The 26,335-nt window shown below is 71.7% G+C and carries 22 protein-coding genes; 10 read left to right on the top strand and 12 right to left on the bottom strand.

The window, feature by feature from the left end:
• The first annotated feature begins 4 nt into the window (after window positions 1-4).
• Genes DEJ46_RS12545 through DEJ46_RS12535 form a run of 3 tightly spaced genes read left to right on the top strand, consistent with a single transcriptional unit; the run spans window position 5 to window position 2,417 of the window.
• A complete protein-coding gene (locus tag DEJ46_RS12545; RefSeq protein ID WP_150266109.1) occupies window positions 5-427 on the top strand; it encodes a DUF742 domain-containing protein in 423 nt (140 codons plus the stop codon).
• Entirely contained in the window at window positions 408-1,142 is a 735-nt protein-coding gene (locus DEJ46_RS12540) for a GTP-binding protein (RefSeq protein WP_150266108.1), read from the top strand. The genes DEJ46_RS12545 and DEJ46_RS12540 overlap by 20 nt, the downstream gene beginning before the upstream one ends.
• Window positions 1,143-1,181: 39 nt before the next feature.
• Window positions 1,182-2,417, top strand: coding sequence for a styrene monooxygenase/indole monooxygenase family protein (locus DEJ46_RS12535; RefSeq protein WP_150266106.1), 1,236 nt, complete (start codon window positions 1,182-1,184; stop codon window positions 2,415-2,417).
• A gap of 1,274 nt (window positions 2,418-3,691) precedes the next feature.
• Here the strand turns inward: DEJ46_RS12535 and DEJ46_RS12530 are convergent.
• Both DEJ46_RS12530 and DEJ46_RS12525 read right to left on the bottom strand, forming a co-directional pair.
• Complete coding sequence (locus tag DEJ46_RS12530; RefSeq protein WP_223834602.1) at window positions 3,692-4,810, bottom strand: XRE family transcriptional regulator; 1,119 nt, start codon at window positions 4,808-4,810, stop codon at window positions 3,692-3,694.
• A 288-nt stretch (window positions 4,811-5,098) separates the two neighbouring features.
• Window positions 5,099-5,428, bottom strand: a complete 330-nt coding sequence (locus DEJ46_RS12525; protein WP_150266102.1) for a GntR family transcriptional regulator — start codon at window positions 5,426-5,428, stop codon at window positions 5,099-5,101.
• Window positions 5,429-5,640: 212 nt separating this feature from the next.
• Between DEJ46_RS12525 and DEJ46_RS12520 the strand changes: the two genes are divergently transcribed.
• From DEJ46_RS12520 to DEJ46_RS12495, 6 genes are all read left to right on the top strand, one after another.
• Complete coding sequence (locus tag DEJ46_RS12520) at window positions 5,641-6,789, top strand: GntR family transcriptional regulator (protein WP_150266100.1); 1,149 nt, start codon at window positions 5,641-5,643, stop codon at window positions 6,787-6,789.
• Window positions 6,786-7,343 (top strand): HNH endonuclease, encoded by a 558-nt coding sequence (locus DEJ46_RS12515; RefSeq protein ID WP_150266098.1) that lies wholly within the window; start codon window positions 6,786-6,788, stop codon window positions 7,341-7,343. The genes DEJ46_RS12520 and DEJ46_RS12515 overlap by 4 nt, the downstream gene beginning before the upstream one ends.
• Window positions 7,340-9,001 carry an ATP-binding protein gene (locus DEJ46_RS12510; RefSeq protein ID WP_150266096.1) on the top strand — a complete coding sequence of 554 codons (1,662 nt, stop codon included), beginning with the start codon at window positions 7,340-7,342 and terminating at the stop codon, window positions 8,999-9,001. Before DEJ46_RS12515 ends, DEJ46_RS12510 begins: the two co-directional genes overlap by 4 nt.
• Window positions 9,002-9,243: 242 nt before the next feature.
• Window positions 9,244-9,468, top strand: a complete 225-nt coding sequence (locus DEJ46_RS12505) for a helix-turn-helix transcriptional regulator (protein WP_150266094.1) — start codon at window positions 9,244-9,246, stop codon at window positions 9,466-9,468.
• Between the two features lie 759 nt (window positions 9,469-10,227).
• Complete coding sequence (locus DEJ46_RS12500; RefSeq protein ID WP_150266092.1) at window positions 10,228-11,466, top strand: tyrosine-type recombinase/integrase; 1,239 nt, start codon at window positions 10,228-10,230, stop codon at window positions 11,464-11,466.
• Between the two features lie 202 nt (window positions 11,467-11,668).
• Window positions 11,669-12,196, top strand: coding sequence for a DUF6584 family protein (locus DEJ46_RS12495; protein ID WP_150266090.1), 528 nt, complete (start codon window positions 11,669-11,671; stop codon window positions 12,194-12,196).
• On the opposite strand, the gene DEJ46_RS12490 is transcribed toward DEJ46_RS12495, so the two are convergent.
• The 5 genes from DEJ46_RS12490 to DEJ46_RS12470 all read right to left on the bottom strand — a co-directional run bounded on the left by DEJ46_RS12490 (window position 12,177) and on the right by DEJ46_RS12470 (window position 17,220).
• Window positions 12,177-13,424, bottom strand: a complete 1,248-nt coding sequence (locus tag DEJ46_RS12490) for an MFS transporter (protein WP_150266088.1) — start codon at window positions 13,422-13,424, stop codon at window positions 12,177-12,179. The two genes, DEJ46_RS12495 and DEJ46_RS12490, sit on opposite strands and share 20 nt — an antisense overlap.
• Window positions 13,425-13,519: 95 nt before the next feature.
• Window positions 13,520-14,959 carry a C40 family peptidase gene (locus tag DEJ46_RS12485; protein ID WP_150266086.1) on the bottom strand — a complete coding sequence of 480 codons (1,440 nt, stop codon included), beginning with the start codon at window positions 14,957-14,959 and terminating at the stop codon, window positions 13,520-13,522.
• A 74-nt stretch (window positions 14,960-15,033) separates the two neighbouring features.
• Entirely contained in the window at window positions 15,034-15,381 is a 348-nt protein-coding gene (locus DEJ46_RS12480) for a hypothetical protein (RefSeq protein ID WP_223834601.1), read from the bottom strand.
• Window positions 15,382-15,408: 27 nt separating this feature from the next.
• The gene (locus DEJ46_RS12475; protein WP_150266084.1) at window positions 15,409-16,131 is read right to left on the bottom strand and encodes a TetR/AcrR family transcriptional regulator; all 723 of its coding nucleotides are present in this window, start codon (window positions 16,129-16,131) and stop codon (window positions 15,409-15,411) included.
• 144 nt (window positions 16,132-16,275) lie between these two features.
• Entirely contained in the window at window positions 16,276-17,220 is a 945-nt protein-coding gene (locus DEJ46_RS12470; RefSeq protein ID WP_150266082.1) for an AurF N-oxygenase family protein, read from the bottom strand.
• A 249-nt stretch (window positions 17,221-17,469) separates the two neighbouring features.
• Here DEJ46_RS12470 and DEJ46_RS12465 point away from each other — a divergent pair, with 249 nt between their 5' ends.
• The gene (locus DEJ46_RS12465) at window positions 17,470-18,579 is read left to right on the top strand and encodes a ferritin-like domain-containing protein (RefSeq protein WP_150266080.1); all 1,110 of its coding nucleotides are present in this window, start codon (window positions 17,470-17,472) and stop codon (window positions 18,577-18,579) included.
• A gap of 68 nt (window positions 18,580-18,647) precedes the next feature.
• Here the strand turns inward: DEJ46_RS12465 and DEJ46_RS12460 are convergent, their stop codons facing one another.
• From DEJ46_RS12460 to DEJ46_RS12440, 5 genes are all read right to left on the bottom strand, one after another.
• Window positions 18,648-20,123, bottom strand: coding sequence for a penicillin-binding transpeptidase domain-containing protein (locus DEJ46_RS12460; protein WP_150266078.1), 1,476 nt, complete (start codon window positions 20,121-20,123; stop codon window positions 18,648-18,650).
• Window positions 20,120-21,517 carry an FtsW/RodA/SpoVE family cell cycle protein gene (locus tag DEJ46_RS12455; protein ID WP_150266076.1) on the bottom strand — a complete coding sequence of 466 codons (1,398 nt, stop codon included), beginning with the start codon at window positions 21,515-21,517 and terminating at the stop codon, window positions 20,120-20,122. The genes DEJ46_RS12460 and DEJ46_RS12455 overlap by 4 nt, the downstream gene beginning before the upstream one ends.
• Before the next feature lie 67 nt (window positions 21,518-21,584).
• Window positions 21,585-22,874 (bottom strand): sensor histidine kinase, encoded by a 1,290-nt coding sequence (locus tag DEJ46_RS12450; RefSeq protein ID WP_150266074.1) that lies wholly within the window; start codon window positions 22,872-22,874, stop codon window positions 21,585-21,587.
• A complete protein-coding gene (locus DEJ46_RS12445) occupies window positions 22,871-23,680 on the bottom strand; it encodes a hypothetical protein (protein ID WP_150266072.1) in 810 nt (269 codons plus the stop codon). The genes DEJ46_RS12450 and DEJ46_RS12445 overlap by 4 nt, the downstream gene beginning before the upstream one ends.
• 330 nt (window positions 23,681-24,010) lie before the next feature.
• Entirely contained in the window at window positions 24,011-26,221 is a 2,211-nt protein-coding gene (locus tag DEJ46_RS12440; protein ID WP_150266070.1) for a PBS lyase, read from the bottom strand.
• Between the last annotated feature and the right edge of the window lie 114 nt (window positions 26,222-26,335).

Genomic DNA, 26,335 nt, shown 5'->3' with positions numbered 1-26,335 from the left:
CCCAGTGACGTCTGCGTCCGCGGCCTTTCACGCCCACAAACTGCCGGTGCGCGGTGACGGGCGGCGCCCCGCGCGCGTGCGCCCGTACTCGCTGACCGGAGGCCGTACCCGCTTCGGCCACGTCCTGCTCGTCGAGACCTTCGTCGCCGCGCTCGAAGCGGCCCCCGTGCGCAAGGTCCTGACGGGCGGCGGGCCCGCCGCCCGCGGTCTGATGCCGGAGATGCGGGCCATCGTCGAGGTCTGCCGCCGCATGCGGACGGTCGCGGAGATCTCGGCGCTGCTGAAGATGCCGTTGGGAGTCGTCCGGGTGCTGCTCAGCGACCTGGCCGACCAGGGAAAGATCCGTGTGTACGGGACCGGTCACGGTACCGGCCAGCCCGACCGCGCGCTCCTCGAAAGGGTGCTGAGTGGACTCCGTCGTCTCTGACGCCACCGCCGTCTCCGACTCACCGGTGGAAGCCCCGGCGATAGCCGCCGGCATCCCCGCGCAGCCCCACGCCGATCCGCACGAACCGGAACAGGCGCAGGAACCGGAACGGGAACCGGATCCGGACGCCGAGGACGGCGCCCAGGACTGGCAGCTCGACCACACCCGGGCCCCGATCGCGACGAAGATCGTGGTCGCGGGCGGCTTCGGCGTCGGCAAGACCACCTTCGTCCGCGCGGTCTCGGAGATCACCCCGCTCCAGACCGAGGCGCTGATGACCCGGGCGAGCGAGGACACCGACGACCTCACGTCCACCCCGGACAAGCTCACCACCACGGTCGCGATGGACTTCGGCCGGATCACCCTCGACAACGACCTCGTGCTGTACGTCTTCGGTACGCCGGGACAGCAGCGCTTCTGGTTCATGTGGGACGACCTGGTGCGCGGGGCGATCGGGGCGATCGTGCTCGCCGACACGCGCCGGCTGACCGACTGCTTCCCGGCCCTGGACTACTTCGAGAGCTGCGGCCTCCCGTACATCGTGGCCGTCAACCACTTCGAGGGCACCGAGCGCTTCGAGCCGGAGGACGTCAGGGAGGCGCTGACGGTCTCCCCGGACGTGCCGGTGGTGATCATGGACGCGCGCAAGCGCTACAGCGTCGTCGAGACCCTGCTCTCCATGGTCGCGCACGCGCTCGAAGCCTCCCCTGAATAGCCCGTACCGTCGCACGCACCAGTCGCAGGAGCACCACCCATGCGGAAGATACTCATAGTCGGCGCCGGCCAGTCCGGTCTGCAGCTCGCCCTCGGACTTCAGACGCAGGGGTACGAGGTCACCCTGATGTCGAACCGGACGGCGGACGAGATCCGCGCCGGGCGGGTCATGTCCACGCAGTGCATGTTCGACACGGCCCTCCAGCACGAGCGGGACCTCGGCCTCAACTTCTGGGAGTCCCAGGCCCCCAGGACCGAGGGCCTCGGCGTCTCCGTCGCCGCCCCCGACGGCGGCCGCGCGATCGACTGGGTCGGCAGGCTCGACGGCTACGCGCAGTCCGTCGACCAGCGCGTGAAGATGGCCGGCTGGATGGAGACCTTCGCCCAGCGCGGCGGCCAGCTCGTCATCCACGGCGCGGCCGTGAGCGACCTCGACTACTTCTCCCGCAACTACGACCTGGTGCTCGTCGCGGCGGGCAAGGGCGAGCTGGTCTCCATGTTCGGCCGGGACGCGTCCCGCTCGCCGTACGCGGAGCCGCAGCGGGCGCTCGCCGTGGCGTACGTCCACGGCCTCGGCCCGCGCCCCGAGCACCCGGACTTCGACGCGGTCCGCTGCAACCTGGTCCCGGGCGTCGGCGAGCTCTTCGTCATGCCGACCCTGACGACCGGCGGCCGCGCCGACATCCTCTTCTGGGAAGGCGTCCCCGGCGGCCCGGTCGACGTCTTCCAGGGCATCAAGGACCCCTCCGAGCACCTCGCGCTGACGCTGGAGCTGATGGAGAAGTTCACGCCGTGGGAGTACGCGCGTGCCACCAGGGTCGAGCTGACCGACGCGGGCGGCACCCTCGCCGGCCGGTACGCGCCGACCGTCCGCCACCCCATCGGCAGGCTGCCCGGCGGCGGACTCGTCCTCGGTGTCGCCGACGTCGTCGTCGCCAACGACCCGATCACGGGCCAGGGTTCGAACTCGGCGTCCAAGTGCGCCGCCGCGTACCTCGCGGCCATCGTCGAGCACGGCGACAAGCCCTTCGACGAGGCCTGGATGCAGGCCACCTTCGACCGCTACTGGGAGACCGCACAGCACGTCACGAAGTGGACGAACGCGATGCTGGGCGTCCCGCCGGAGCACGTCCTGAACCTGATCGGCGCGGCAGGCGAACTCCAGCCGGTCGCCGACCGCTTCGCGAACGGCTTCAACGACCCGGCCGACTTCGAGAACTTCTTCTTCGACCCGGAGAAGACGTCCGCGTACCTGGCCTCGGTCTCCGGAAGCTGACAGGCCGCTGACCTGCGTTGGAGCGGTTGCCGTTGGTGGTTGTCGGTGACCATCGGCACCCCTCCGACGGCCCACAGACGGCCCGGCTTCGGCCGCCGGCCGCGCGTCAGGACGAAGAGCAAGAAGGACCGCCCTGCCGGGCGGACGACTTTCCAGCCGCCCACGGTCCGGGGCGGCGCGGGTGCGTTGGCGGCGGGGTGGTCTCTTCTCGCCCGGACGGCGGCATGCCGCCGAACAGCAAGAGGAGCACGCGGGGCCGGGTGCTCCTCTTGCTTTCAGGCTCCGAGCGGGCCCACGGCAGTCGAGCGCGCTCCGGCTGTGTGGGGCCGCACCACGGCTTTTCAAAGGGGCGGGGACGGCCGCGAGTACCTCCGGTCCGCCCGCTCTTGAAAAGCCTCTCTTCCTTCTCTTACTAGAGAGTTGAGAGAGAACAGCGTCCGCAGCGTCCGCGAGCCCTCCTGCGCACCCTCTGACCTGCGCCTTCAGCGCGGACGCTAAACATTTTGTTTAGCGTCCGCTAGCGTCCGCAGCGTCCGCAAGTCCCGCCCCCTCTCTAAGAGTGTTGTTGCAGGTCAGAGCGCTCTTAGTAGGGGAGGGGCTTGTGGACGCTATGGACGCTGAACCCTCGACGGCCGGGCGCCTGGGATGAAGAAGCCACTCCCCGCGCGGCCCGGGTCGTCTCTTCATCAGGACGCCGTACCGCGTCAGGCGTTCCGTGTTGCTCGCCGCTTCGCTTGCCGCTTGTCGCTTGTCTTGTCGCTTGTCGCCCCGCAGGTCAGAGGGCCGCTTCAGTCAGTCAGGCCGGTGTAGGTCACCCTGTGGGCAGACGACACGACAAGCGACAAGGCGAGGAGCGCGTATCGGTCCGACCCAGAGGGCGGTCACCGCAGCGCGAGTGAAGCGAGCTGCCAAAGGTCGTGTGCCCACGGGGCACTCCTTCTATCGCCCTCACGAAGAGCCGAGCACCCCGCTCTGACGCCTTCCCTGACGCCTGACACCGTCAGAGCCCCTGACACCCAAACCCTTAGGCGAACGGGGGTGTCACGCGCCCTGACACCCCGGCCTGACGTCGCCTGACACCCGCGCCTGGCACCCCGCCCACGTGCTCGTGACACTGCTAGACCTAGCACCCGTCACTGCTAGACCTAGCAGGGCCGCTAGCGGCATTCCGCACCCCTGACCTGCGCTCTAGCGTCTAGCGCCGGACGCACGAGAGCCCCGGTTCACGGGGGAATCCGGGGCTCAACGGCTGGCCGAGCGCGCTAGAACTTCTCCTACTGAGGCAGGAATCCAGGCTTCTCGCGCCCGAGTGCCTGAAGGTGTGCCAGATAGTCCTGTGCAGCCGGTTCACTGCTGTATCGCCGCTTCATCTCGGCGGCAAGTTCGCGGCTCGTCATGATGAGCGAGGGGACCGACTGCCTGTCGCCCTGGAGCGCTCGCTCGCCCATGATGAGCGCCTGCTCTAGGTCTCCCTCACGGGCTGCCGTCACGCCGAGCGTCACCCGCGCCTCGGCGTTGCGCATCGGCGAGCGCTCGGTTCCGTCGAAGTCTGTCCCCGCACGCAGGACTTCCTCGGCGAGATTCCGCGCCAGCTTGTCCTCGCGCACCAGGCGATAGCAGTCCATCGAGTAGAAGTCGAACTTCGCCGGGTCGACCACGAAGTGGTTATCCAGGTTCTCCGGGTGCGGCATGCCTTCGAGCAGGCGCCGTCCCCGGTCAAGGGCAACCTCCACCTGCCGGCGGTCACCGAGCCGCGCCCATGCCTTCGCTTCCTGCCCCGCGAGCTGTACGGCAACGCCATGGTTGGCGGCAATCTCCGTCCCGGCCTGAGCCGCAGCGATGACTCCCCGGTAGTCGCCAGTTGTGAGCGCGAACCAGGCCCGCATCTCGTGTGCCCACCCCGCGACTTCGGGGACATCGGCTTCTGTGGCGATCGAGAGGGCGGCCCGGCGTGTCGACTCGGCCGCATGGCGGTCGCCGGAGTCGTACTCCACGCAGCCCACAAGGAGGGCCAGCCAGCCGGAGAGGGCCAGCACTTCGCGGTGCTGAGCGAGCGTGAGGCTCTTTGAGTGCAGCTCCACGACCCTGCGGAGCCACTGCCGCCCTTCGATCAGGAGCTGGCCGCTCGGCATGAACGGGTACTCGGAGCACAGGCGATCCGTCGTGATCCGCAGGGCGTCGAGGGTCGCGTTGTCGACGTCGGATCGATTGAGTCGGCTGACGATCTCTAGCGTCTCCATGCCGCTCGCCGCCAGGATCTCCTTGTCTCCGTCCCGCCGCGACGGTGCCGGGAACAGCGCGTTCGTCACGGTGCCGAAGACGGCCGCGATGATGGGGCGGTAGAAGTCGTTCGGGAGAGCGCCGGACTCCCAGCGCTTCCACTGCCGGATCATGCTGTCGTCGGACGGAAGCTCCGTAGGTGCGTGGGCTCGGAGAGCCCGAACCGCATCCCGTTGTGACCAGTCGCGCGCCGCTCGTTCCGCAGCGATGCGCCGTGCCCATGCAGGCCTGTCGTCGCCCATGTGCCCTCTCTTCCGAGTGCTTACTGCGAGTCTGGTCGATCGCCCGGGGGGACACGCAAGGGACAGACCGGGGACACCGGTGCCGTCCCCTCGCCTGCCGCGATGCCCCCCACGTGTCACTTACTGCACACGCTCCGTTTCCCGCATGGTGGGCACAGATCAAGCACGGCCCGAATCGGAGCGCCCTTCCAGCGCTGCGACCCGTTCAGTCAACGCCTGAATCTGGGAGCGGATTTCCTTGAGCTCGTCGTCCTTATCGACCGCCTCGCCACCACTCACGAAGTTGCCCATGTTCCCCGCTGAGACGATCGCCCCCTCGGTGCGCAGGATCGCTAGTCCGTTCTGGATGGTCTGGCCGGCGAACCCGAACCGGTCGACCAACTCCCTCTGCGTGGGCAGCCGTTCACCCGGCTTCATCTTCTTGACTTCCTCGCGGAGTGCATCGGCCACCTGAGCGGCCTTCGACTTCGGAACCCCAGTGACGGTCATGCTCTGAGGGTACCCACTAGAGCGAACTAGTGCACGCTATCGCACAAGGCTTGACGACTAGTCTGCACTAGTGCACGCTAGTTAATAGATGGAGTCCGGCAAGGCAGGGCTCGATCAGTAGGAAACCCCTGGTCAACGGCCAGGGGTTAGCAGGGAGCGGCGCTCGCGGCCAAGCAAAGTCACCGCTCCCCGACCCACGAAGGGGTACCTCCATGATGCCTGGAATCGAGACGAGTGCGGTATTACGGCAGGGCAACGGTCCGTGTGGGCGCCGGCTGAAGCAGGGGGAGGACATCCCGCTGACGGCGGCGCAGTCCGCGCGGTTGGCGGAGCTGTACGAGGCGCACTCCGGGAGTGTGCTGCGGTTCGCTCTGTCCCGGCTGCGGTCGGACGGGCGGGTTGTGGGTCGGCTCGCGAGTGGTGACCGGTCGATGGCGGAGGACATCGCCCAGAACGTCTGGCTCAGCATGGCCCGGTCCGGGGCGAGCGGGTATCTCGACTCGGAGAGCGACGACATCGACGCGGCCCGTGGCCTGCTGTTCTACCGGGTGAAGAACGAGGTCGCCGCCTACCTCAACGTTTCCCGGAACACCGAACGGGTCGTCGACTGGTCCGACCAGGCCACCTGCAACGTCTACTGCCAACTGGCAGTGGAGCAGTGTGCGCTGGTGGAGCTGCCCGGCTACCTGGCTGACATGGTGGCGGGGCTGCCCGAGGCGGAGCGTGCGGCGCTGCTGCTGAAGCTGGACGGACTGCACCCGTCACTGATGGCGGAGCACCTGGAGTGCAGCGACGCGACCGCCGCCCGCCTGGTCGACGCCGCCGTGCTGCTGCTCAAGCTCGACAACCCCAACCTGTGCGGCCCGGCCGCCCTGGAAGGGGACTTGGCGCAGTGGGAGCGCGAGGCCCTGGCCGAACTGGGCGACGTCAAGCGCGAGGCGCTGCTGCGGCTCGACCCGGAGTCGCGGCGGATCCTGCTGCTCAAGGCGCAGGGCTTGACCGTTCACGAGATCGCCAAGCGTCTGGGCGTGACATGGGACAAGGCGGCGGGAGCGGCGCGGTGCGTGAGCGTGCTGCGGCCCTCCAGCGGCAAGAAGCCGACCGCCCCTCGCAAGACCGGGGTGCGCCGCAAGGCGTCGAAGGCGTCGCGGTTGGCCGAGACGCTGCGACACGAGGTCGCCCGGATGCAGCCCGGGGAACGTCTGCCCCGGAGGATCGAGCTGAAGGCTCGCTATGAGGTCTCCACGTCGACCGTGGACGACGCTTGGGCCATCCTGCGGCGCGAGGGGCTGATCGAGTCCAACGGCGTCCAGGGCTACCGCGTCACGATGGACGTTTCCCGCCTGGCGGTGGCCGCGTGAGCCTGCACGCTCGCCCGCACCTCAGCGCCGCCCGTCGCCGGAGCCGCAAGGCGCAGCTTGCGGCCCGCGACGGCTGGCGGTGCGCTTACTGCCGGCACCGCTTCCGCGACCTGCGGGAGGCGACGATGGACCACGTCGTGCCGATCTCGCTCTACCGGACCTGGTCCGCGAACGCGCTCGTCCTCGCCTGCCAGCCCTGCAACCAGGCCAAGGCCGATCGACTGTTCCTCTCGATCGCCCTGCTGCTGGTCTGGTCGACCGACCCCACGTTCACGGACATTCGGTCTACCCCTGGCCTGCCCGTCCCCGTGTTCACGGACGGCGACCGATCGACCCGGCCCGAGTCGATCGAACTGGGCCCGGAGCAGGTCGACTGGCTCATGCTCGCCCGGATCGTTCAGGCCCGTTCGAAGGACACGCATTTGGGATCCGACCAGGGCGAACGCGGCCGACTGGTCGAGCGTCACGTGCGGGTCGGTCGACTCGACCACCGCCGCCGATCGACCCGGATGAACACCTGTGAGCAGTCGACCGATCGAGGGGTGAGCGCGTGAACAGCACTGCCACGCCGGTGAACGGCCAGACCCGACCGATCGACCCCGACCAGTCGACCGACACGGCGCCCGTGAACACCGGACGGCCCGCCGTGAACACCCGACGCCCGGCCGTGAACAAGCCCCCGGCCGACGACGGCGGTAAGAAGCCGTCGGCCGCCGTGCGGCTGGTCGCGTTGGCGCGGGAGCGGTACCGATTCGTCATGTCGACCGACGGTCGGCCGTACGCGGTCGCGATCGACGGCCCGAACATCGCCCTCCCTCTCCGTGGCCGGTCGGGCGTGCGGCAGCGACTGGCCCGCCTGTACGCGGAGACGTTCGAGGGCGACGTGGCGTCGCAGTCGGCGCTGGCGGACGCGATGACGGTGCTGGAGGGGATCGCGGAGTCGGACGATCCGGTGCCGGTGCACCTTCGGGTCGGGCACGACGATGCCGGAATGATCGCGGTCGACCTCGGCACCGCCGACGGCCGCGCGGTCACTGTGACGGCCGGCGGCTGGCAGGTCGTGGAGCGCTCGCCGGTCCTCTTCCGTCGGTCTGGGGCCATGGCGACCATGCCCGCGCCGACGCTCGTCGGGGACGGGCTGACGATGCTTCACAGCCTGCTGAACATGGACCAGTCCTCGTTCCGGCGGCTCGTGGTGTGGCTGGTCGCCGCGTGGATGCCGACCATTCCCCACCCGGTGCTCACGTTCAAGGGCGAGCAGGGCACGGGGAAGTCGGCAGCCGCGCAGATGATGGTGAACCTGGTCGATCCCTCGCCCGCGGCTAAGCGCTCTCAGCCCAGGGACATCAAGGTGTGGGCCACGCAGGCGTTCAGCTCCTGGGCGCTGTGCCTGGACAACATCTCCGCCATCCCTCCGTGGCTGTCGGACACCCTGTGCAAGGCCGTCACCGGGGACGCGATCGTGGACCGGGCCCTCTACACCGACGACGACGTCGTAGTCCTCACCTTTCGCCGGGTGCTGGCCATGACGACGATCGACGCAGGAGCACTCGCCGGGGACCTGGCCGAGCGGCTGCTCATGCTCGACCTCCAGTTGATCGAGCCCGAGCAGCGCCGCACGGAGGAGGACCTGGCCACCGCGTTCGAGACGATCCGGCCGGCCGTCCTCGGCTCGCTCTTCGACCTCCTCGCGGCAGTGCTCGCCGTCCTGCCGCACGTGAAGCTGGATTCCCTGCCCCGCATGGCCGACTTCGCCCGCGTCCTCGCGGCCGTCGACCAGGTCATGGAGTGGAACACCCTGGACGACTACCTGGCCGCGTCCGCGAACATCGCCGGAGACGCCCTGGAAGGCGACCCGTTCGGCTCCACCCTCGCGGCCCTGATCGAACGCTGCGGGACCTGGTCCGGCACCGCCGCGCAGCTCCTGGAGCAGGTTCTGCCACCGGGCGGCATCCGGCCGCCCTCCTGGCCCAAGGACGCCACCCGGACCAGCGGGAAGGTCAAACGCCTCGCCCCGCTCCTACGGTCGATTGGCATCACGGTGGACGACACGCAACGTAGCCAGGACCGACACCGCAGCAGGCTCCTCGTCCTCACCCGGACCGACCTCACCGAGGAGGAAGAGTCCCCAGCGTCCGCACCCCCTCAGGGCGCCCTCTGGCCCGACACCGCCCCCATCGGACAGGGCCATAGGCCCCCTGAACTGCACTGACATCGCCGGACCGGGCCGCACACCAGCGGCCCGGACACGGCACGGAGCTGCGGACGCTACAGCCGTCCAGCGTCCACAGTGTCCGCACTAGCGTCCGTACCTCTCACCACCTCTGACCTGCGGGAACGAGAGGCTGCGGACGCTAGGGGGCTGCGGACGCTGCGATACACCCAATCTCTAGGACGGCCACCGGCACCACTCCCACCCCGCCGCACGACGGACACGAGGAGTCACCCAACCCCATGGCCAGCAAGCCGATCGAGACCCTGCGTGCCGGACTCCCGGACCGCTACCTCACCCCCGAGGACATCGCCGCGATGTTCTCCGTCCCCATCGACACCGTCTACCACTGGCGCAAGCAGCGCACCGGACCGCCCGGCTTCCGCGTCGGCCGCCACGTCCGCTACGACCCCGCCGCAGTCCGCACCTGGGTCCAGAACCAGGAAGCCACCGACACCGCCGCCTGAGACCGCCGGCCGAGCGGGAGGTAGAGCCCCCTCCCGCTACCCGTCACGGCGTCACACCCCCGTCACACCCCACCGTCACACCCCTACCGGGGCCGCTCAGGTAGAGGGAGCCCTTTACCCCGGTAGAGGGGGCGGTAAGGGCCGCCGACCTGGGAGGTAAGGCCGGTAAAGGGGGTGTGACGCGGCCCGTCACACCCCGGCGTCACGGCCGTCACGGCACCCGGTCGGCCACCCGGTACCCACCCGGTCGACGTCCTGAATGCCCCGGTTTGCCGCCCGGTCGCACGAGATCCCGAACCGGTCGCTCGACCACCCGAGCAAGATCTACGACCACCCGTCAAACCGGGGCCAACCGGACGCCGACCGGGGCTCGACCACCCGGGGAGGCACCGGGGAGGCGGGGAGAACTCCCCAACCCGCTCCCCGGGTCAACTCCCCCGCACCGGCCAGCGAAAACACCCCGTCGGGGAGGCGGGGAGGCACGTGCCAAGCCACCCCGAAACCCCGTCCACAGCCGCTTTCCGAGACCCCCTCACTGCCTCCCCCGAGCAAGGGAGGCGCCAGGGAGGCAGGGAGAACTCCCTGACCGCCTCCCTACTCCCCCTCCCTGCCAGTGACCTGCACAAACCCCCATCCAGGGAGGCAGGGAGGCGCCCCTTCCAAGCCGCTCGAAACCCCTCCACAGCCGTCTCCACGGCACCCCCATGCCTCCCTCCCTGACGAGGACGGCAGACCGCCAACCGAGAGGACGCAGCCCACATGGCTGGCCACATCCAGGACCGCTGGTACAAGACCGGGACCGCCACCGACGGGAAGGTCAGCCAGGTCAAGACTGACCGCTTCGGACTCGGGCTCCGCTACCGGGCCCGCTACGTCGGCCCCGACGGCACCGAGAAGTCCAAGAGCTTCCCCGACAAGCAGAAGCGCCTCGCGGCACAGTGGCTCGCCAACATCGAGGCGGACATGACGCGGGGCCAGTACGTCGACCCGAGGTCGGCCAAGACGACTTTCCAGCAGTTCACCGAGAAGTGGCTCAAGTCCCACAGCGTGGACCCGAGGACGCTCGAATCCATGACGTCGCAGCTCAAACTCCACGCGTTCCCTCACATCGGCTCGCGGCCCCTTGGGTCGTTCCAGCCGAGCCACATCCGGGAGTGGGTTGCAGTGCTCGAATCGACCGTGGCGGGGTCGTATGGGCGGGCCATCTACGCGAACGTGCGTGCCGCGTTCAGCGCGGCCGTGGACGACGGCCACCTGAGCCGGAATCCCTTCTCCGCAGGCTCCGTCCGGCCGCCGGCGCTCGACGCCAAGCGCGTCGTTCCCTGGACGGCTGAGAGGGTCTTCGTCGTGAGGCAGGCCATGCCCGAGCGGTACCGCGCCATGGTCGACCTGGGGGCCGGGTGCGGCATGCGTCAGGGTGAGATCCTGGGCGTGCCGGTGGACGCGATCGACTTCGATGCTGAGACGCTCCACGTCGGGCAGCAGCTCAAGCTCAGCCGGAGCAAGCCGGTGTTCGCCCTCCCCAAGGGCGGGAAGGTCCGTGACGTGCCGCTGCCCGGCCCCGTCGCCGATGTCCTGCGGGCGCACATGAAGCGGCACCCGCCGGTGGAGATCGCCCTTCCTTGGAGGACGGCCGACGGGCCGAAGGTGACCAAGCGCCTCATCTTCCTTGCTCCGGGCGGCAACCACGTCTGGCGCACGTCGCTGAACGAGGAGGCGTGGAAGCCCGCTCTCGTCGTGGCCGGCGTCATCGCCCCGCCGGAGACCAAGGAGGACCGGCATGCCGCCGCCCGCGAGCACGGGATGCACGCGCTGAGGCACTTCTACGCTTCCGCCCTCCTGGACGCGGGAGAGAGCATCAAGGCCGTCAGTGAGTACCTTGGGCACAGCAATGCGGCCCTGACGCTCCGGATCTACGCCCACCTCATGCCGAGCAGCCAAGAGCGCACCCGAAGCGCCATCGCGAGCGTCTACGAAGCGGCCCGGTTCGAGGCCTGACGGCCCACAGACGGCCCACGGCCCCGCTCAGGCACTCCAGTTGAGGGAAACCTGCTGGTAGAGCCGGTGCGGGGCCGTTCGGTGTTTTCTCCGACCCGGAGAAGACGTCCGCGTACCTGGCCGAGGTCGCCGGCGCCTGACGGCGAAATCCGGCCGTCGAAAACCGGTCGATCCATCGCGCCGGGGTGTTCGACAATGGGGCATGCCCGTCTCGAACACCCTGGCCCGCGTGGACGCGGACCTGGCCGCCGGCCGCGTGCCGATCGCGCGCCAGCGCCTGCGTGGCCTCGTCTCGTCCTTCCCGTACGACCTGACCCTCCGCCGCCGCCTCGCCGAGGTGTACCGCCTCTACGGCGACGCCGCCGAGGCGGGGCGCTGGATGTACCTCGAAGAGGACCGGGACGCGGACGAGACGGCGGCCTTCGAGGAGCGGTACGGGTCTCACGGGTGGCGCATGAAAGCCCTCGCGTGGCGCGGGCCGGAGGCGCTGGCCGGCACGGCGGTCGCCGAGGAGCGGCTCGTCGCGGTGCGGACCGCCCGCGCCGAGGAGCTCGGACGGCCGGTCGACTGGGACGACCCGGCCTCCTACGACGAGGACGCGGACGAGGAGTACGAGGCTCCGGACGGGGGCGGCCGGTTCGCCGCCGTCATCGTGGCGATCGGTGCCTTCCTCGGCGTCTCCGTGATGGTCGGGATCTGGATCCGCGGGGTCATCGCCCTGTTCGAATGAGGGCCGGGCGGATGGTGGTCACGGGCGCGGGCGCGGCCTCGGGAACCCGGTTCGCCTCCGCCCCGCGGACCGCGAGCGGGGTCAGGAGCCCGGCGACCGCGAAGAGGGCTCCGGCGACGAACCAGCCGGGGCGCCCCCAGGTGATGCAGAGGGCGATCAGGAGCCCGGGGCCGATGGCCTCCGAGAAGCCCGCGCCGAGGCCGAAGACGCCCAGGTACTGGCCGGTGGCGTGGCGCGGGGCGAGGGCGAAGGACACCTCGAAGCCGCCCGCCGAGTGCCAGAGTTCGCCGATCGTGTGGACCACCACGGCGGTCAGGAGCAGCGCGACGGCGGCCCACGCCGGGACGCCCGCGGAGAGCGAGACCAGGCCGCAGGAGGCGAGGAAGGCCGCTCCGGCGCGCCGGTAGGCGCGGCCGCCGGCCCGGGGCGAGTCGATGCCCCTGCTCGCCCGGACCTGGAGTCCGACGACGATGACGGTGTTGGCGAGCATCGCGCCCGAGACCAGCCAGTGCGGGGCGGCCGTGGATCCGACGAGCCACAGCGGAACGGCCACGGTGAGCACCTTGAACTGGATGGCCATGACGCCGTCGAGCGCGGTGAGCACGAGATACGGCCGGTCCCGCAGGGCGATCCAGCGGGGCCCTCCGGCGGCTGGCGGGGGCGCGACGGGCGGCAGGAGGACGAGGACGGCGGCGGCCGCGAACGCGAGGGCGTTGCCGACGGCCAGGATCCGGTACGCGTCCAGGGTGCCGACACGGACGGCCCAGCCCGCGAGCAGCGCCCCGAGGGAGATGCCGACATTGGTCACGGCCCGCAGACAGGAACGGAACTCCTGCGGCCGCTCTCCTCCGTAGTGCCGGATCAGCGGCGCGCGGGCGGCGAGCCCGGCGGCCTTGGCCCCGGTGGCCGTCGAGACGGCGACGACGAAGGGCCAGAAACCGTCCGCGAGGACGAAGCCCGCCGTGGCGGCCGCCTGGACGACCAGGGTCGCGGCGTGGACGCCGCGTGCTCCGTACCGGTCCGCGAGATGGCCGACGGCGATGCCCAAGGCCAGCGAGAGGAGCCCGGCGATGCCGAGCCCGAGCCCGACGGTGGCGGCCGGGAGGTGCACGGCCTGGGTGAAGTACAGGACGCCGGCGGTCAGGAAGAGGCCGCTGCCGACCGTGTAGACGAAGTTCGAGGCGGCGAGCGTGCGCTGTGGACCGGTGTCCGGCAGCAGCTTGGGCATGGCGGGGCGCCCAGTCCGGGGCAGGCAACTGTAAGGATCCCTATAGCTTGGTGATTATTACGTGTGAGGGCAAGGGGCCTGCAGAGAGGGGGAGTTCAGGAGGAGCGGTCGTACCCCTCGTCACCGCCGTCCGTGGCCCCCGCCGGAAGCTCCGGCGGCGCGTACGTCTCCAGGGCCTCCCCGCCCGGATCGGGCCGGACCGCCCCGAGGAGCGGGTTCGCCGCGACGGGGGAGACCTTGACCTTCCCGCCGGGCCGCGGCGCCTGCACCACCAGGCCTTCGCCGAGATAGAGCGCCACATGGGTGGCGCCGGGGAAGTAGACCACCAGGTCGCCCGGCCGGAGCTCGGACAGCGGTACCCGGGGCAGCGTCGCCCACTGCTCCTGGCTGGTCCGAGGAAGCTCGCGCCCCGCCGCCGCCCACGCCTGCTGGGTCAGCCCCGAGCAGTCGTACGACTCCGGGCCCTCGGCCCCCCACGCGTACGGCTTGCCGATCTGGCCGATCGCGAAGCGCAGGGCGGCCGCGCCCGCCCGGGACGGGGTGCGGGGGCCGTCCAGGACGCCGGAGTCGAGGAGTTCACGCTGGGCACCCGCGGTCTGGACGCGCTCCAGCTCGGTGAGCCGGGCGAGCTGATCGGGGGAGAGCGACGCGAGCAGCTTCTCGACCTCGCGCAGCTTCGCCGTCACGTCGTCGCGCCGGACGCGCTGCGCGGCGGCGAGGGACTGCTGCCGGTCGAGGGCCTTGCGCGACGCGCTCGCCAGCGCGTCGGCGCGGCGCTCGGCTCCTTCCAGCCGCGAGACGGTGCCGGCCCGCTCGCGGGCCGCGCGGGCGAGCAGACGCCCCTGGTCCAGGGCCGACTGGGGATCCTCGGCGAAGAGTGCCCGGAGGTAGGAGGGGAACGAGGAGGACACGGCCCTGCCCTGGTACTGCTCCCTGGCGAGCCGCCCGGCCAAGGCCCGCCCCCGGGCGAGCTCGGTCCGGGCGGTGGTGAGCCGGGCCGTGACCTTCTTGGTGTCGGCGGCCTGGAGCTTGAGGGCCTCGTCGGCGGCGTTGTACCGCTCGGTGGCCTCCTCGGCGCGCTGGTAGAGCGTCCGCAGACGGGTGAGGAGCGCGGTGACGGAGTCGCCGCCGGGTGGGGGGAGAGCGGCGGCGTCGTCGTCGAGGGGGTCGGCGGGATCGGCGGGGTCGACAGGACCGGCGGGGTCGACGGGATCGCCTTGCGTCTCGAATGGCTCCGGAGTCACCCCGGCAGTGGGGCGTACGGGATCCACTGCGGCGGCAAGGTCGGCAGCGTCGGCCGGGCCGGTCGCGTCCGCCGGGTCGGCCGGATCCACGGAATCGGCTCCGGCCTCCGGGTCCACCGGGCCGACCGGTTCCGCCGCCGGGTCCGCCCAGGCGATCGGGGCCTCCGCCGAGGGATCCGCGGGTGGCGGCGGGTCCGTCGGCCCCGCTCCCGCCGCCGGGACCACCCCTGCGAGGGCCGTCGCCGCGGCCAGTGCCCCCGCGCAGACCGTACGCAGCAGCCTTCGCGACACGTCATCACCTCCACGGGGATGATGACGCGTCACTTCATCCGATTACCGTACGAATGGGAAGTCGTTCGGCGTGCTCACTCGTTCGGCGCAGTACCTGTCTGCTCTGTACCTGTCGGCTCTGTGCCTGTCGGCCCGGCGCCTGTGGGCCGCGCCCCGCCGCCCGGCTTGGACCACGGCCACTTCAGCTCGCGCCGCTCGCGGCCCTCGGGGACGTACTCGTAGACCCAGCCGCGCTGGATGCCGAGCCGTTTCGTGTGACCGGCGGCCTCGCGTCGGTACGCGTGCAGCATCGGCGGGCGTCCGTCATGGGCCGGGACCGGCACCTCGTACCACTTCGGCGGGTGCCCGGTCGGACCGAGCAGGATCGGCAGGACCCGGCCGTCGAGGGGGCCTCCGCGGAAGGGCGTGTTCTCGCTTCTCACCCCTCCAGTCTCTCCCGCCGCCCCGGTTCACAGCAGGTGGGCCGCCTCGCCCACGACGGGGGCCACCTTGCGGGCGAGCGCCGCGACCGGCCCCTCGGGTGTCTCCTGTGCGAGGAGCCGCCCGACGACCGCCGCCGTCTCCTCGTCGCTCGCGGTGGTCGCGGCGAGGAGGGCGACGAGATGGTCGACCAGCCACTCCCGGAGTTCACGCGCCGGGGGCTGCTTCTCCTCGTCGAGCCAGATGAGGGAGGCGGCCTCCACGGCCGCGATCCACGTCCGCACCAGCATGGAGAGCCGGCGGCCCGGCCGCTCGGCCCCGAGGTGGACGAGGATCTGCTCGGCGGCGGCCCGCCGGACCTCGTCCACGATCGCGCTGGTCCGGGAGGTCTCGGCGACGCTGCCGCCCCGCAGCAGGGCGCTGAACCCGGCGTCGTGCTCGTCGACGAAGGTCAGGTACCGGTCGAGGACCCGGCCGAGCCGCTCCGTCGGCGCCCCGACGGGCGGCTCGCTGAAGCAGCGGTTCAGGGCGTCGGCCGAGGAGCGCAGGGCGGCCTCGTACAGCTGCTGCTTGCCGCCGGGGAAGTAGCGGTAGACGAGGGGCCGCGAGACGCCGGCCGCCTCGGCGACGTCGTCGAGCGAGACGTCCTCGGGCGTCCGGTGGGCGAAGAGCCCCAGGGCGGCGTCGAGCAGCTGCCCGCGCCGCTCCTCGACACTGAGCCTGCGGTACGCGGGGGTGGCGGCGCCTGTCATGCCCGCAGCGTATCCGCGGAACGGGCCGGTCAGGCGGCCGGTCCGGAACCGGCAGCGTCCGGAGCCGGCGGCCGCCCGAACCGGCGGTGGCCGGAGCCGGCGGCCGCCCGAACCGGCGGCGGACAGGAGGGCGCCCCCGCCCCGTCAGGCGAGGAGCCCCGAGGACCGCCACAGGCGGCGCCCCGCCCCCCGCAGCACCCCGATGTCGTCGAGGAAGTCCGTCAGCCGCTTCGCCCCGGACTGCATGACCTCCCTCCGGTGCCCGCTCGCCCTCACCTGCGCCACGGCCTCGCGCCGGTCCAGACCCACGGCCTCGTACACCGCGGGGTTGACGAAGCAGGTGGAGAAGACGCGGGCCGCCTCCCCGCAGCTCAGCCGGGTGAACTCCTGCTCCCAGCGAGGCGCGGTCACCATCTGGCGGCGCAGCTCCTCGCGGGCGTACCGGACGTGCCGGGCCTCCTCCACCACATGGATCCGGGTCACCCCGCGGACGAGGGTCTGCACCCGCTCGTCCGGGAAGGTCAGCCGCTGCATCCAGTCGAGGATCTCCTCGCCGAGGAGGGTCGAGGCGAACGAGCCGGGCGTCGTGGAGACGGTCTTCAGGAGGCGCGCGAGGTTGTGGTAGAGCCTCGGCACCGGGTACGCGGGGGTGCCGCCCTGCTGGATCAGCCGGGCGAACATCATCGAATGCCGGCACTCGTCGGCGATCTCGGTGAGCGCGTAGCGGACGTGATGGCTGGTCAGGGACTTGTCGTAGATGTGCCGGACGAGCAGCTGCATCAGGATGATCTCGAACCAGATGCCGAGCGAGGCGAGCGAGGCCGCCTCGTGGCGGGAGAGCGCGATCCGCTGCTCCTCGGACATCCGGCGCCACAGCGGGGTGTCGTAGAGGGAGACGAGCTCGGGCGGCCAGAACCACTTGCCGTCCTCGAAGGGCGCGTCCCAGTCGAGTTCGGTGTCCGGGTCGTACGCGTGCTTGCGGGAGGACTCCAGGAGCCGCTCGGCGACCTGCTCACGGTCGCGCAGCGGCCCCAGGGCGTCCCGGAGGAGGCTGAAGTCGGGCCCTGGGGACTCGCGGAAGGGGGTCATGCGGACGCACCTCGCTGTGTTCGCCGTGGCGTTACGTTACCGGGGGTCACCAGCTATCAGACTGCTCGTCAGCAGGCCCGTCAATCCCTCGCGCGCGACTTGTTGACGATCCGTCTACCACCGTGTGAGCCTGACCGGAGAACGCGTACGAAGGGCTCGCACGAGGAACCGCACGGAGGACTCGTGCGAAGGACCTGCACGAAGGACTCGCACCACGGGAACGGCCATCCGACCCCCAAGGAGGCGTCAGTGTCGACGCGCGACCTCTACACCACGGCCCCGTCCACCCCGACCTGGCAGGTGCCCGCGGCCGGCGCCGCCCGGTTCTCCTGGGAGTACGAGGACGGCCGCGAGCGCCTCCTCGCCCTCTACCAGAAGGGCAAGGACAAGCAGTGGGACGGCGCCACCCGCATCGACTGGGACCTCGACGTCGACCCGTACGACCCGCTCGGCACCCCCGACGAGGTCCTCAACCTCTACGGCACCCGCCACTGGGCGAAGATGACCGAGAAGGACAAGGGCGACCTGCGCCGGCACTACTCCTCCTGGCAGTTCAGCCAGTTCCTCCACGGCGAGCAGGGCGCCATGATCTGCGCCGCCCGGATCGTCGAGTCCGTCCCCGACCTGGACGCCAAGTTCTACTCGGCCACCCAGACCATGGACGAGGCCCGGCACGCCGAGATCTACGGCCGCTTCCTCCACGAGAAGATCGGGATGCTCTACCCGATCAACGACAACCTCAAGGGCCTTCTCGACGACACCCTGCGCGACTCCCGCTGGGACATGCCCTACCTCGGCATGCAGGTCCTCATCGAGGGCCTCGCCCTCGCCGCCTTCGGCATGATCCGCGACACCACCGACAAGCCGCTCCCCAAGCAGATCCTCGCGTACGTGATGCAGGACGAGGCCCGGCACGTGGCCTTCGGCCGGATGGCCCTGCGCGACTACTACCGGCAGCTGTCGGACACGGAGCTCCGGGAGCGCGAGGAGTTCGTGATCGAGGGCTGTTACCTGATGCGCGACCGGCTGCGCGGCGTCGAGGTCCTGGAGAACTTCGGCATCCCGAAGCGGGAGGCGGAGGAGCTCAGCGAGCAGAGCGAGTTCCTGCACCTCTTCCGCAAGCTGCTCTTCAGCAGGATCGTCCCCTGCGTGAAGGACATCGGCCTCTGGGGCGAGCGGCTCCAGAAGGCCTACCTCGACATGGGCGTCTTCGACCTCGGCGACTCCAACCTGGATCTGCTGATGACCCAGGACGAGGAGATCGCGGAGCGGCTCGACGCGGAGCGCTTCGCGGCGGAGGAGCGGGCGCGGGTGACGGAGGTGGCGGACGCGATCGCGGAGGGGGCGGCGGGGGAGTAGCAAAGGGCCGGCCCCCCGCACCCCCAGGGGCCGCACCCCCACAGGCCGCACATCCGGAGCCCCTACCCCTACCCCCGCGCCTCCGCCTCCAGCCGCAGCGCCTCCTCCATCACCCTCCGGGCGATCGGCGCCGCGCTGCCGCCCCCGCTGATGTCCGTACGGGACGCCTCGGCGTCCTCGACGACGACCGCCACCGCGACCGCCGGCTGGGCCGTGCCCTCCGCCTGCGCCCAGGCGATGAACCAGGCGTACGGGGTGCCCGTGTTGCCGAAGCCGTGCTGCGCGGTGCCGGTCTTGCCGCCCACCCGGGCCCCCGGGATCGCCGCGTTCGTCCCCGTGCCCTCCTCGACCGCCTTCACCATCAGCCGCTGGAGCTGGACCGCCGTCGAGGGGGTCATCGCCTGCCGGTAGGTGCGCCGGCCCGTGCGGTCCACCGTCGTTCCGCCGGAGGTCGTGGTGCGGTCGACGAGGTACGGCCGGGCGATCTCCCCGTGGTTGGCCACGGCCGACGCGACCATCGCCATCTGGAGCGGGGTCGCCGTCGTGTCGAACTGCCCGATCGACGACTGCGCCAGCTGGTCCGGGCTCATCGCCCGGTCGAAGTTGGACTTCGCGACCCAGGACGGCACCCGCAGCCCCGTGTCGTTGAAGCCGAACCGCTCCACCGCGTCGACCATCCCCGCCAGGCCGACCTCCACCCCGAGCCCGGCCATCACCGTGTTGCACGACCACTGGATCGCGTACGCGAGGGAGGCGTCCCCGCAGCCCTTCGCCTCGTTCGGCAGCACCTGCCGGGTGCCCGGGAGGACGAAGGGGTCCGGGGTGTCGGTCGGCGCGTCCACGTCCCGCACCACCCCCGCGTCCAGGGCCGCCGCGGCCGTCACGATCTTGAAGGTGGAGCCCGGCGGGTACGTCGAGCGCAGCGCCCGGTTCAGCATCGGCTGGTTCGGCGAGGAGTTGAGCCGCTTCCAGGAGTCCTTGACCTTCCTGCCCGTCCCGGAGAGGACCCCGGGGTCGTACGAGGGCGAGCTGACCAGCGCCAGGATCCGGCCGCTGGACGGCTCGATCGCGACGACGGCGCCCCGCTTCCCGTCGAGCCCCCGGTAGGCCGCCTCCTGCATCGGGGCGCGGACCGTCGTCAGGACGTCGCCGCCGGGCTGCCGGCCCCGGGTGAGGTCGTTCCAGAGGGGGAGGGGCGCGAGCATCGGGTCGGTCCCGCCGAGGACGGAGTCCTCGGCGTGCTCGACGAGCGTCGTGCCGTACGTCTGGGAGGCGTAGCCGGTCACCGGCGCGTACAACGGACCCTGCCGGTAGGTCCGTTCCCAGCGGAGCTGCTGTCCGCTGTCCCGGGAACCGGTCACCGGCTTCCCGTCGACGACGATCTCGCCGCGCGGCTCCGCGTACCGGTCGATGGCGATGCGCCGGTTGGCCGGGTTGTCGTCGAGCTCCTCGGCCTCGAAGACCATCACGCGGGCCGCGTTGACGAGGAGGGCGGCGAGGAGGACGAGGCAGAGAGCGGCGGCCCGCCGGATGTACCGGATCACGATGCGCCCTCCCGGAAGGGCGTGTCCTCCCTGACCGGGGCGAGGGTCCCGGTGTCGGCGGAGTCCGGCTGCGGCGCGCGGGCCGAGTCGCTGACCCGGATGAGGAGCGCCACGATCACCCAGTTGGTGACTACCGAGGAACCTCCCTGGGCCAGGAACGGCATCGCCATGCCGGTCAGCGGGATGAGCCCCATCACCCCGCCCGCGATCACGAAGACCTGGAGCGCCACGATCGAGGCGAGCCCGATCGCGAGCAGCCGCCCGAAGGGGTCGCGCAGCGAGAGGCCGGCACGGTAGCCGCGGGCGACGAGGAGCGCGTACAGCAGGAAGAGGGCGGTGAGGCCGACGAGCCCGAGCTCCTCGCCCGCCGTCGCCAGGATGAAGTCCGACTTCACGGCGAAGCCGATGAGGACGGAATGGCCGAGACCGAGCCCCGTGCCGAGCATCCCGCCGGCGGCGAAGGCGAACAGCGACTGCGCGAGCTGCCCCGGTCCCTCGCCCGCCCGGATCGAGGCGAAGGGGTCGAGCCAGTCCTCCACCCTGCTGTGCACGTGCGGTTCGAGCGAGCCGACGAGGAAGGCCCCGGCGGAGGCCAGGACGAGCCCGACCGCGATCCAGCCGGTCCGGCCGGTCGCCACGTACAGCATGATCACGAAGAGCCCGAAGAAGAGCAGCGAGGTGCCGAGGTCGCGCTCCAGGACGAGGACGCCGACGCTCAGCAGCCAGATCGCCACGATCGGCCCGAGCACCCGGCCCGTGGGGAACTGGAACTTCCAGATCCGGCGGCCGGTGTACGCGAGGGCGTTGCGGTTGGCGGCGAGGTACGCGGCGAAGAAGACGGCGAGCAGGATCTTCGCGAACTCGCCGGGCTGGAAGGAGAGCCCGCCGATCCTGATCCAGATCTTGGCTCCGTTCACGGCGGGGAAGAAGATCGGCAGGATCATCAGGGCGAGCGCGGCGGCCACGGAGACGTACGCGTACCCCTGGAGCGTGCGGTGGTCGCGCAGCAGCAGGACGACCACGATGAAGAGCGCGACCCCGAGCGTCGACCAGACGAGCTGCGTCGCCGCGGCCTGGTCGTTCGGCGTCTCCAGGTCGAGGCGGTAGATCAGCACCAGGCCGAGGCCGTTGAGCAGGACCGCGATCGGCAGCAGCAGCGGATCGGCGTACGGGGCGCGGAAGCGGACCGCGAGATGGGCGACGAGCGCGAGCAGCCCGAGCCCGGCGCCGTAGCGGGCGGCGTCCGGCGGTACGGCGCCGCTGCGGGCGAGGCCGACGGCGGCGTAGCCGGAGACGGAGATGAGGACGGCGCAGACGAGGAGGGAGAGTTCCACGCCGCGGCGCTTCGGGATGCGTACCCCGGGCGGGGGAGCGTCCGTGCGCGGAGTGGTCATGGTCCGCAACGTAGCAAGCGGTATGCCCTATGTCCCTTTTGTGTGACGGTGTGCCGTGTGGTGCTGTTCAGTCCTCAGGTACGGGGTCGGGGTCGGGGTCGGCGAGGCGCACGTACTCCGGCAGCCGCAGCCGGGCGACGGCACCGCCACTCACGTCGTTCGCGAAGACGAGCTCCGCGCCGATCACCTCCGCCTGCCCCACGGCGATCGTCAGCCCGAGCCCGTGTCCCTTGCCCCCGCTCTCGGTACGGAACCGCTGCGGCCCCGACGCCAGCAGGTAGGCGGGATAGCCGGGGCCGTGGTCCCGCACGGTCACCGTCGGCCCGTCGACCGTCACCACCACCGGAGGGGCCCCGTGCTTGTGCGCGTTGGCGATCAGATTGCCGAGGACCCGCTCAAGGCGTCGCCGGTCCGTCTCCACCGTGACATCCCGGACGAGCCGCACCTCCGTCGGCGTGCCCGAGGCGCGGACCACCCGCGCGGCGAGCGGGCCGAGCTCGTGCACCGCGAGGTCCACGGCCTCGTTGCCGGCGTCGAGCCGCGAGATCTCCAGGAGGTCCTCGGTGAGGTCGCGCATGGCCTTCACCCGGTCCTGGACGAGCTCCGACGGCCGCCCGTCCGGCAGCAGTTCGGCGGCGGCCGAGAGCCCGGTCAGCGGGGTCCGCAGCTCGTGCGCCACATCGGCGGTGAACCGCTGCTCGCTCTGCAGCTTCCGCTGGAGCGAGGAGGCCATCGTGTCGAGCGCCCCGGAGACCGTCGCCACCTCGTCCTGGGGCCGCGAAGGGTCCTCGGTGCGGGGGTCGTTGACGCGCGCGTCCAGGTCCCCTGCGCTGATCCGGCGGGCCACCTGGGCGGTGAGGTGCAGCCGGCGCGTGACCCGGGTGACGGCGAAGGCGCCGACGAGCAGCGTCGCGCCGATCGCCAGGACGGAGGAGCCGAGGATCGACCGGTCGAGCGCGTCGATCGTCTCGGCGCTCTGCGTGTAGTCGACGCGGACGGCGAGTGCGCGGCCGTCCGCGGGGCCCGCCGCCCACATCGTCGGCCGGCCCTCGTGGTCCGCGACCATCGTGCCGTGCTCGCCCCGCGCGGCGAGCGCCCGCAGCGAGGCCGGGAGCCCCTCCGGGTCGATGCCGGAGAACCGGGGGAGCGGCTCGCCCGCCTCGTAGAGGCGGCTGACCTCGGTGAGCCGGGTGAGGGCCTTCTCGCGGGCGTCGTGCACGGTCTGGCCGGTCACCGAGACGTGGACGAGGACGCCGAGGAGCGCGGCGAGGGCGCAGCACATCACCGCGATGAAGACGGCGGCCTTCCAGGTGAGGGTCGCGGTCCAGGCGGGCAGCCGGAGCCGGGGCGCTTTCACGGTCCGGGCTCCAGGGAGAGGGGGGCGGGGCTGGGTACGGGTACGGGGCCCGGCGGCACGGCGCCGGACGTGGACGCGGGCGTGGGCGTCGGGCTCACGAGGCGGGGTGCGGGCGGCACGGGAGACGCCGCCCCGGTGCCGGGCGGCTTCACCCGGATGATCTCGTCCCGGGTGGGCAGCATGCTGTGCTGCTGCTCGTCCCAGGACCAGGCGGTGCGGTACTCGTACCCGGGAATGCCGGCCGAGCTCACCCGCATGATCAGGTCGCGGCCGGCCAGCTCCACACTGATGACCTGGTCGACGGTGGACATGATCCGGGTGAGGCCGCCGTTCTCGGCGAGGTAGACGCGCACCCCGACCTGCTGGTCGGGCATCCGGATCCCGACGATCAGCTCGTCCCGGCCGTTGCCGGTGAGGTCGTGGTAGTACGGCCGCAGGACGGGGCATCCGGCGGGCTTCGTGCCGCAGGCCTCGATCGCCCGGGCGGTCTGCTCGTACAGGCCGTCGGCACCGGAGTACGTGTCGGGGTGCGCGCGCACCTCGGCGAGGACGACGGCGGCGGGGGCGACGGTGTGGACGTCGTTGTCCGGCACCTTCACGCCCGGGACCCGCTGGGTGTCCGACTCGCCGTAGTCGATCGGCGGATCGGTGGCGGGCGGCAGGTCGGGCCAGAGCCGTACGGGTCCGACGGCGGTGGGCGTGGGCCCTGCGCTCTTGAGCCCGCCCTCGCCGCTGCCGCAGCCGGTGAGCAGGAGGGCGCACAGCAGGCCGAGGGCGGCGACGAGCTGCACGCGGTGCGGTCTCACACGGCTCCTCGGGGCGGACGGCGGTACGGCGGGGCTGACCGGTCTGACGGGGCTGACCGGTCTGACACGTCTGACACGTCTGACGGGTCTGACGGGTCTCCCCACAGACCTTATTCAACGGGACGCCCGTTTTGTTCACCCGCTGAGTCGCCTCAGCCCGCCCTGGTCCGCAGCACCCCGGGAAGTCCTGGGAAGTCCCGGGAATCATGGGAATCATGGGGAGCGCTGGGGAGCCCTGGAAAGTCACTGGCCGTTCCAGAAGTCTTGGACGCTCCGGAGGCCCCGGCCGTTCCGGCCGTTCCGACTGTTCCGGAAAGTCCGGAAGACGTTCTAGAACACGCCCCGCTCCATCCGCGCCAGGGCCGCCCTGCACAAGGTCAGGAGCTTCTCGTCCTGGTGGATGTCATGGCTCCCGGAGCCGCCCTCGCGGGCATTGTGGCGGCGCCTGCGGGTGAGCTCGGTGAGGATCGTGAGCTGGGCCTCCGACGCCGCCGGGCCCATCTCCGCCAGGCACTCCGCGATGTCCACGCGCGCGTGCCGGTTCTCCTCCCAGGCCGCGAGCAGCACCGGGAGCGCCTGGTCGGCGCGGCCGGAGACCCGCCACAGGGCCGAGGCGCTGCGGACCCGTACCCACAGGTCCCGCGAGGCGAGACCGGGCCGGAGGGCAGCCGCCGAACCCGCCGCGGCAGGCCCGATCGCCCCCAGGGCCAGCGCCGCGCAACACCACTCCGGGGCCGAGGAGCCCGGCCGCAGCCACCGCTCCAGGGCCGGCAGGACGTCCCCCCGGTCGCCCTCGGCGGCCCACAGCGCCCGCGCCGCGGCCGAGGACACCGCTGCCGAGTCGGCGGTCAGCAGCCCGCGCATGTCCGGTACGGCCTTCCGGGCGGCCGGGCCGAAGGCCGCCAGGGTCCGCAGGGCCGCCTCCCGCACCCAGTCGCGCCGGTGCTCCGGCGCACCGCGCAGCACCCGCAGCACCTCGGGGACGGCCTGCCCGCCGCGTACGGCCGCGAGGGCGTACAGCAGGGGCGCCGCACGGTCGAAGAGCCCCTCGTCGAGCTCGACCTCGGCGAGCCGGCGCCGCAGCAGCGGGGCGAGGCCCGCCGCGGCCGGCCCGAGGCCGTCCACGGCGTACAGCAGCTCGCGCCGCACGTCGGGCTCTTCCAGGGCGCGCGCGAGCAGCGGAACCGCGCGGGTGTCCCCGGCACGGGCCAGCGCGAGGAGCGCCCCGTCCCGCCCGGAGTGCCCGACGAGCCCGCAGGAGCCGTCCCGCGAGAAGCCCGGCAGCCCGGGGTCGCCCGCCAGCCGGGCTGCGAGCGAGTCGGCGGCGGGCCCGCCCAGCTCGAAGAGCCGCTCCAGGAACGAGGTGGCGGCCTCCCGGAGGCGCGGCTCCGGATCGTGGAGCTGCGCGCCGACGAGCCGGACGATCTCCTCGTACCGCCCGCGCCACACCCGGATCAGACCGCCGCACAGCCAGATCGCGTCGGACCGCTGCCACCGGTCGGGGCTGCGCAGCTGGGCGAGGATCAGTGCGATCCGGTCGTCGACGCGGTCGTCGAGGGCGGCGTGCAGGGTCCGGAGCAGCTCCTCGGTCCAGGGGGCGGGCCGTCCGGCCACGTGCTCCTCCAGGATCTCGCGGACCTGCCCGGCGAGCGTGGGCACACCGGGCCACCCGCCGTCGGCCCCGGCGCAGCCACCGCCCGCGACTCCGCTCCCGTCCCCGACCTCGTCCCGACCGACGGCCCCACTCCCGCTTCCGCTCCCACTTCCGCCTCCGTTCCCGCTCCCGTTCCCATCCCTGAGCGCGACGGTCCGGATCTCCTCCAGGAGCTCCGTCACCCACCGCACGATGTCGTCCGGGATCTCGCTCGGCGCGCAGCGCGCGAGCTGGGCGAGGGACGCGAGCCGGAGCCCGGGGTCCTGCGCGGCGCGGGCGAGCCAGTCGAGCCACTCGACGGTCTCGGCGCGCAGCGAGGCGTGCCGCAGGGCGATCCGCCCGACGGAGGACACGAGGGCGAGCCGCACCTCGGTGTCCCGCTCGACGGTGAGCCGCTCGCGCAGCAGGGTCAGGACGTGCGCGGGCTCGGGGTGCAGCGAGGCGAGCGCGCAGGGCGCGGCGAGCCGCACCTCGGGGTCGGGGTCCCCGACGAGCCCGAGGAACACGTCGGCCCCGGCGGCGATGGCGGCCGCGGCCATCGCGTAGTTGGCGGCAGGTATGAACTCCTCGTCGTCCGGGTCGAATTCGTCCAGTTCCTCGTCGTCGTCCAGCTCGATCCCGCCGATGCTGGTGAGCAGCTCGACGATGCCGCCCCGGTCCTGGACGGCGGGGTCGGCGACGAGCTCGATGAGGAAGGGGATGCAGGCGAGCGTGGAGTCGTAGACGTCACCCTGGTGGTGCACGGCGCCGTACATGCCGTCGAGGGCGGTCTCGCGCTCGGAGGGATCGGCGGAGGCGAGTCCGCGCAGCAGTGCCGGCACGTCGTCCGCGGGGCCGTAGGCGTGCCCCAGCGAGGCCCAGTCGACCTCCTCGATCCCCGTCAGCATTGCCAGGCCACCTTCCCCCGTGAGCGCTGTACCAGTGAGCAAGTGTGCACCACAAGAAGGGGAAGAATGCCGTGCCGACGCCACCAGCCGCGCGCGGAGGCCTGGTTGCGGCCT

It is taken from the genome of Streptomyces venezuelae (genome assembly GCF_008642375.1).
In the GTDB taxonomy this organism is placed as follows: domain Bacteria; phylum Actinomycetota; class Actinomycetes; order Streptomycetales; family Streptomycetaceae; genus Streptomyces; species Streptomyces venezuelae_G.
The sequence above is the reverse complement of the archived record's forward strand: the minus strand, read 5'-3'. Positions and strand labels throughout refer to the sequence as shown.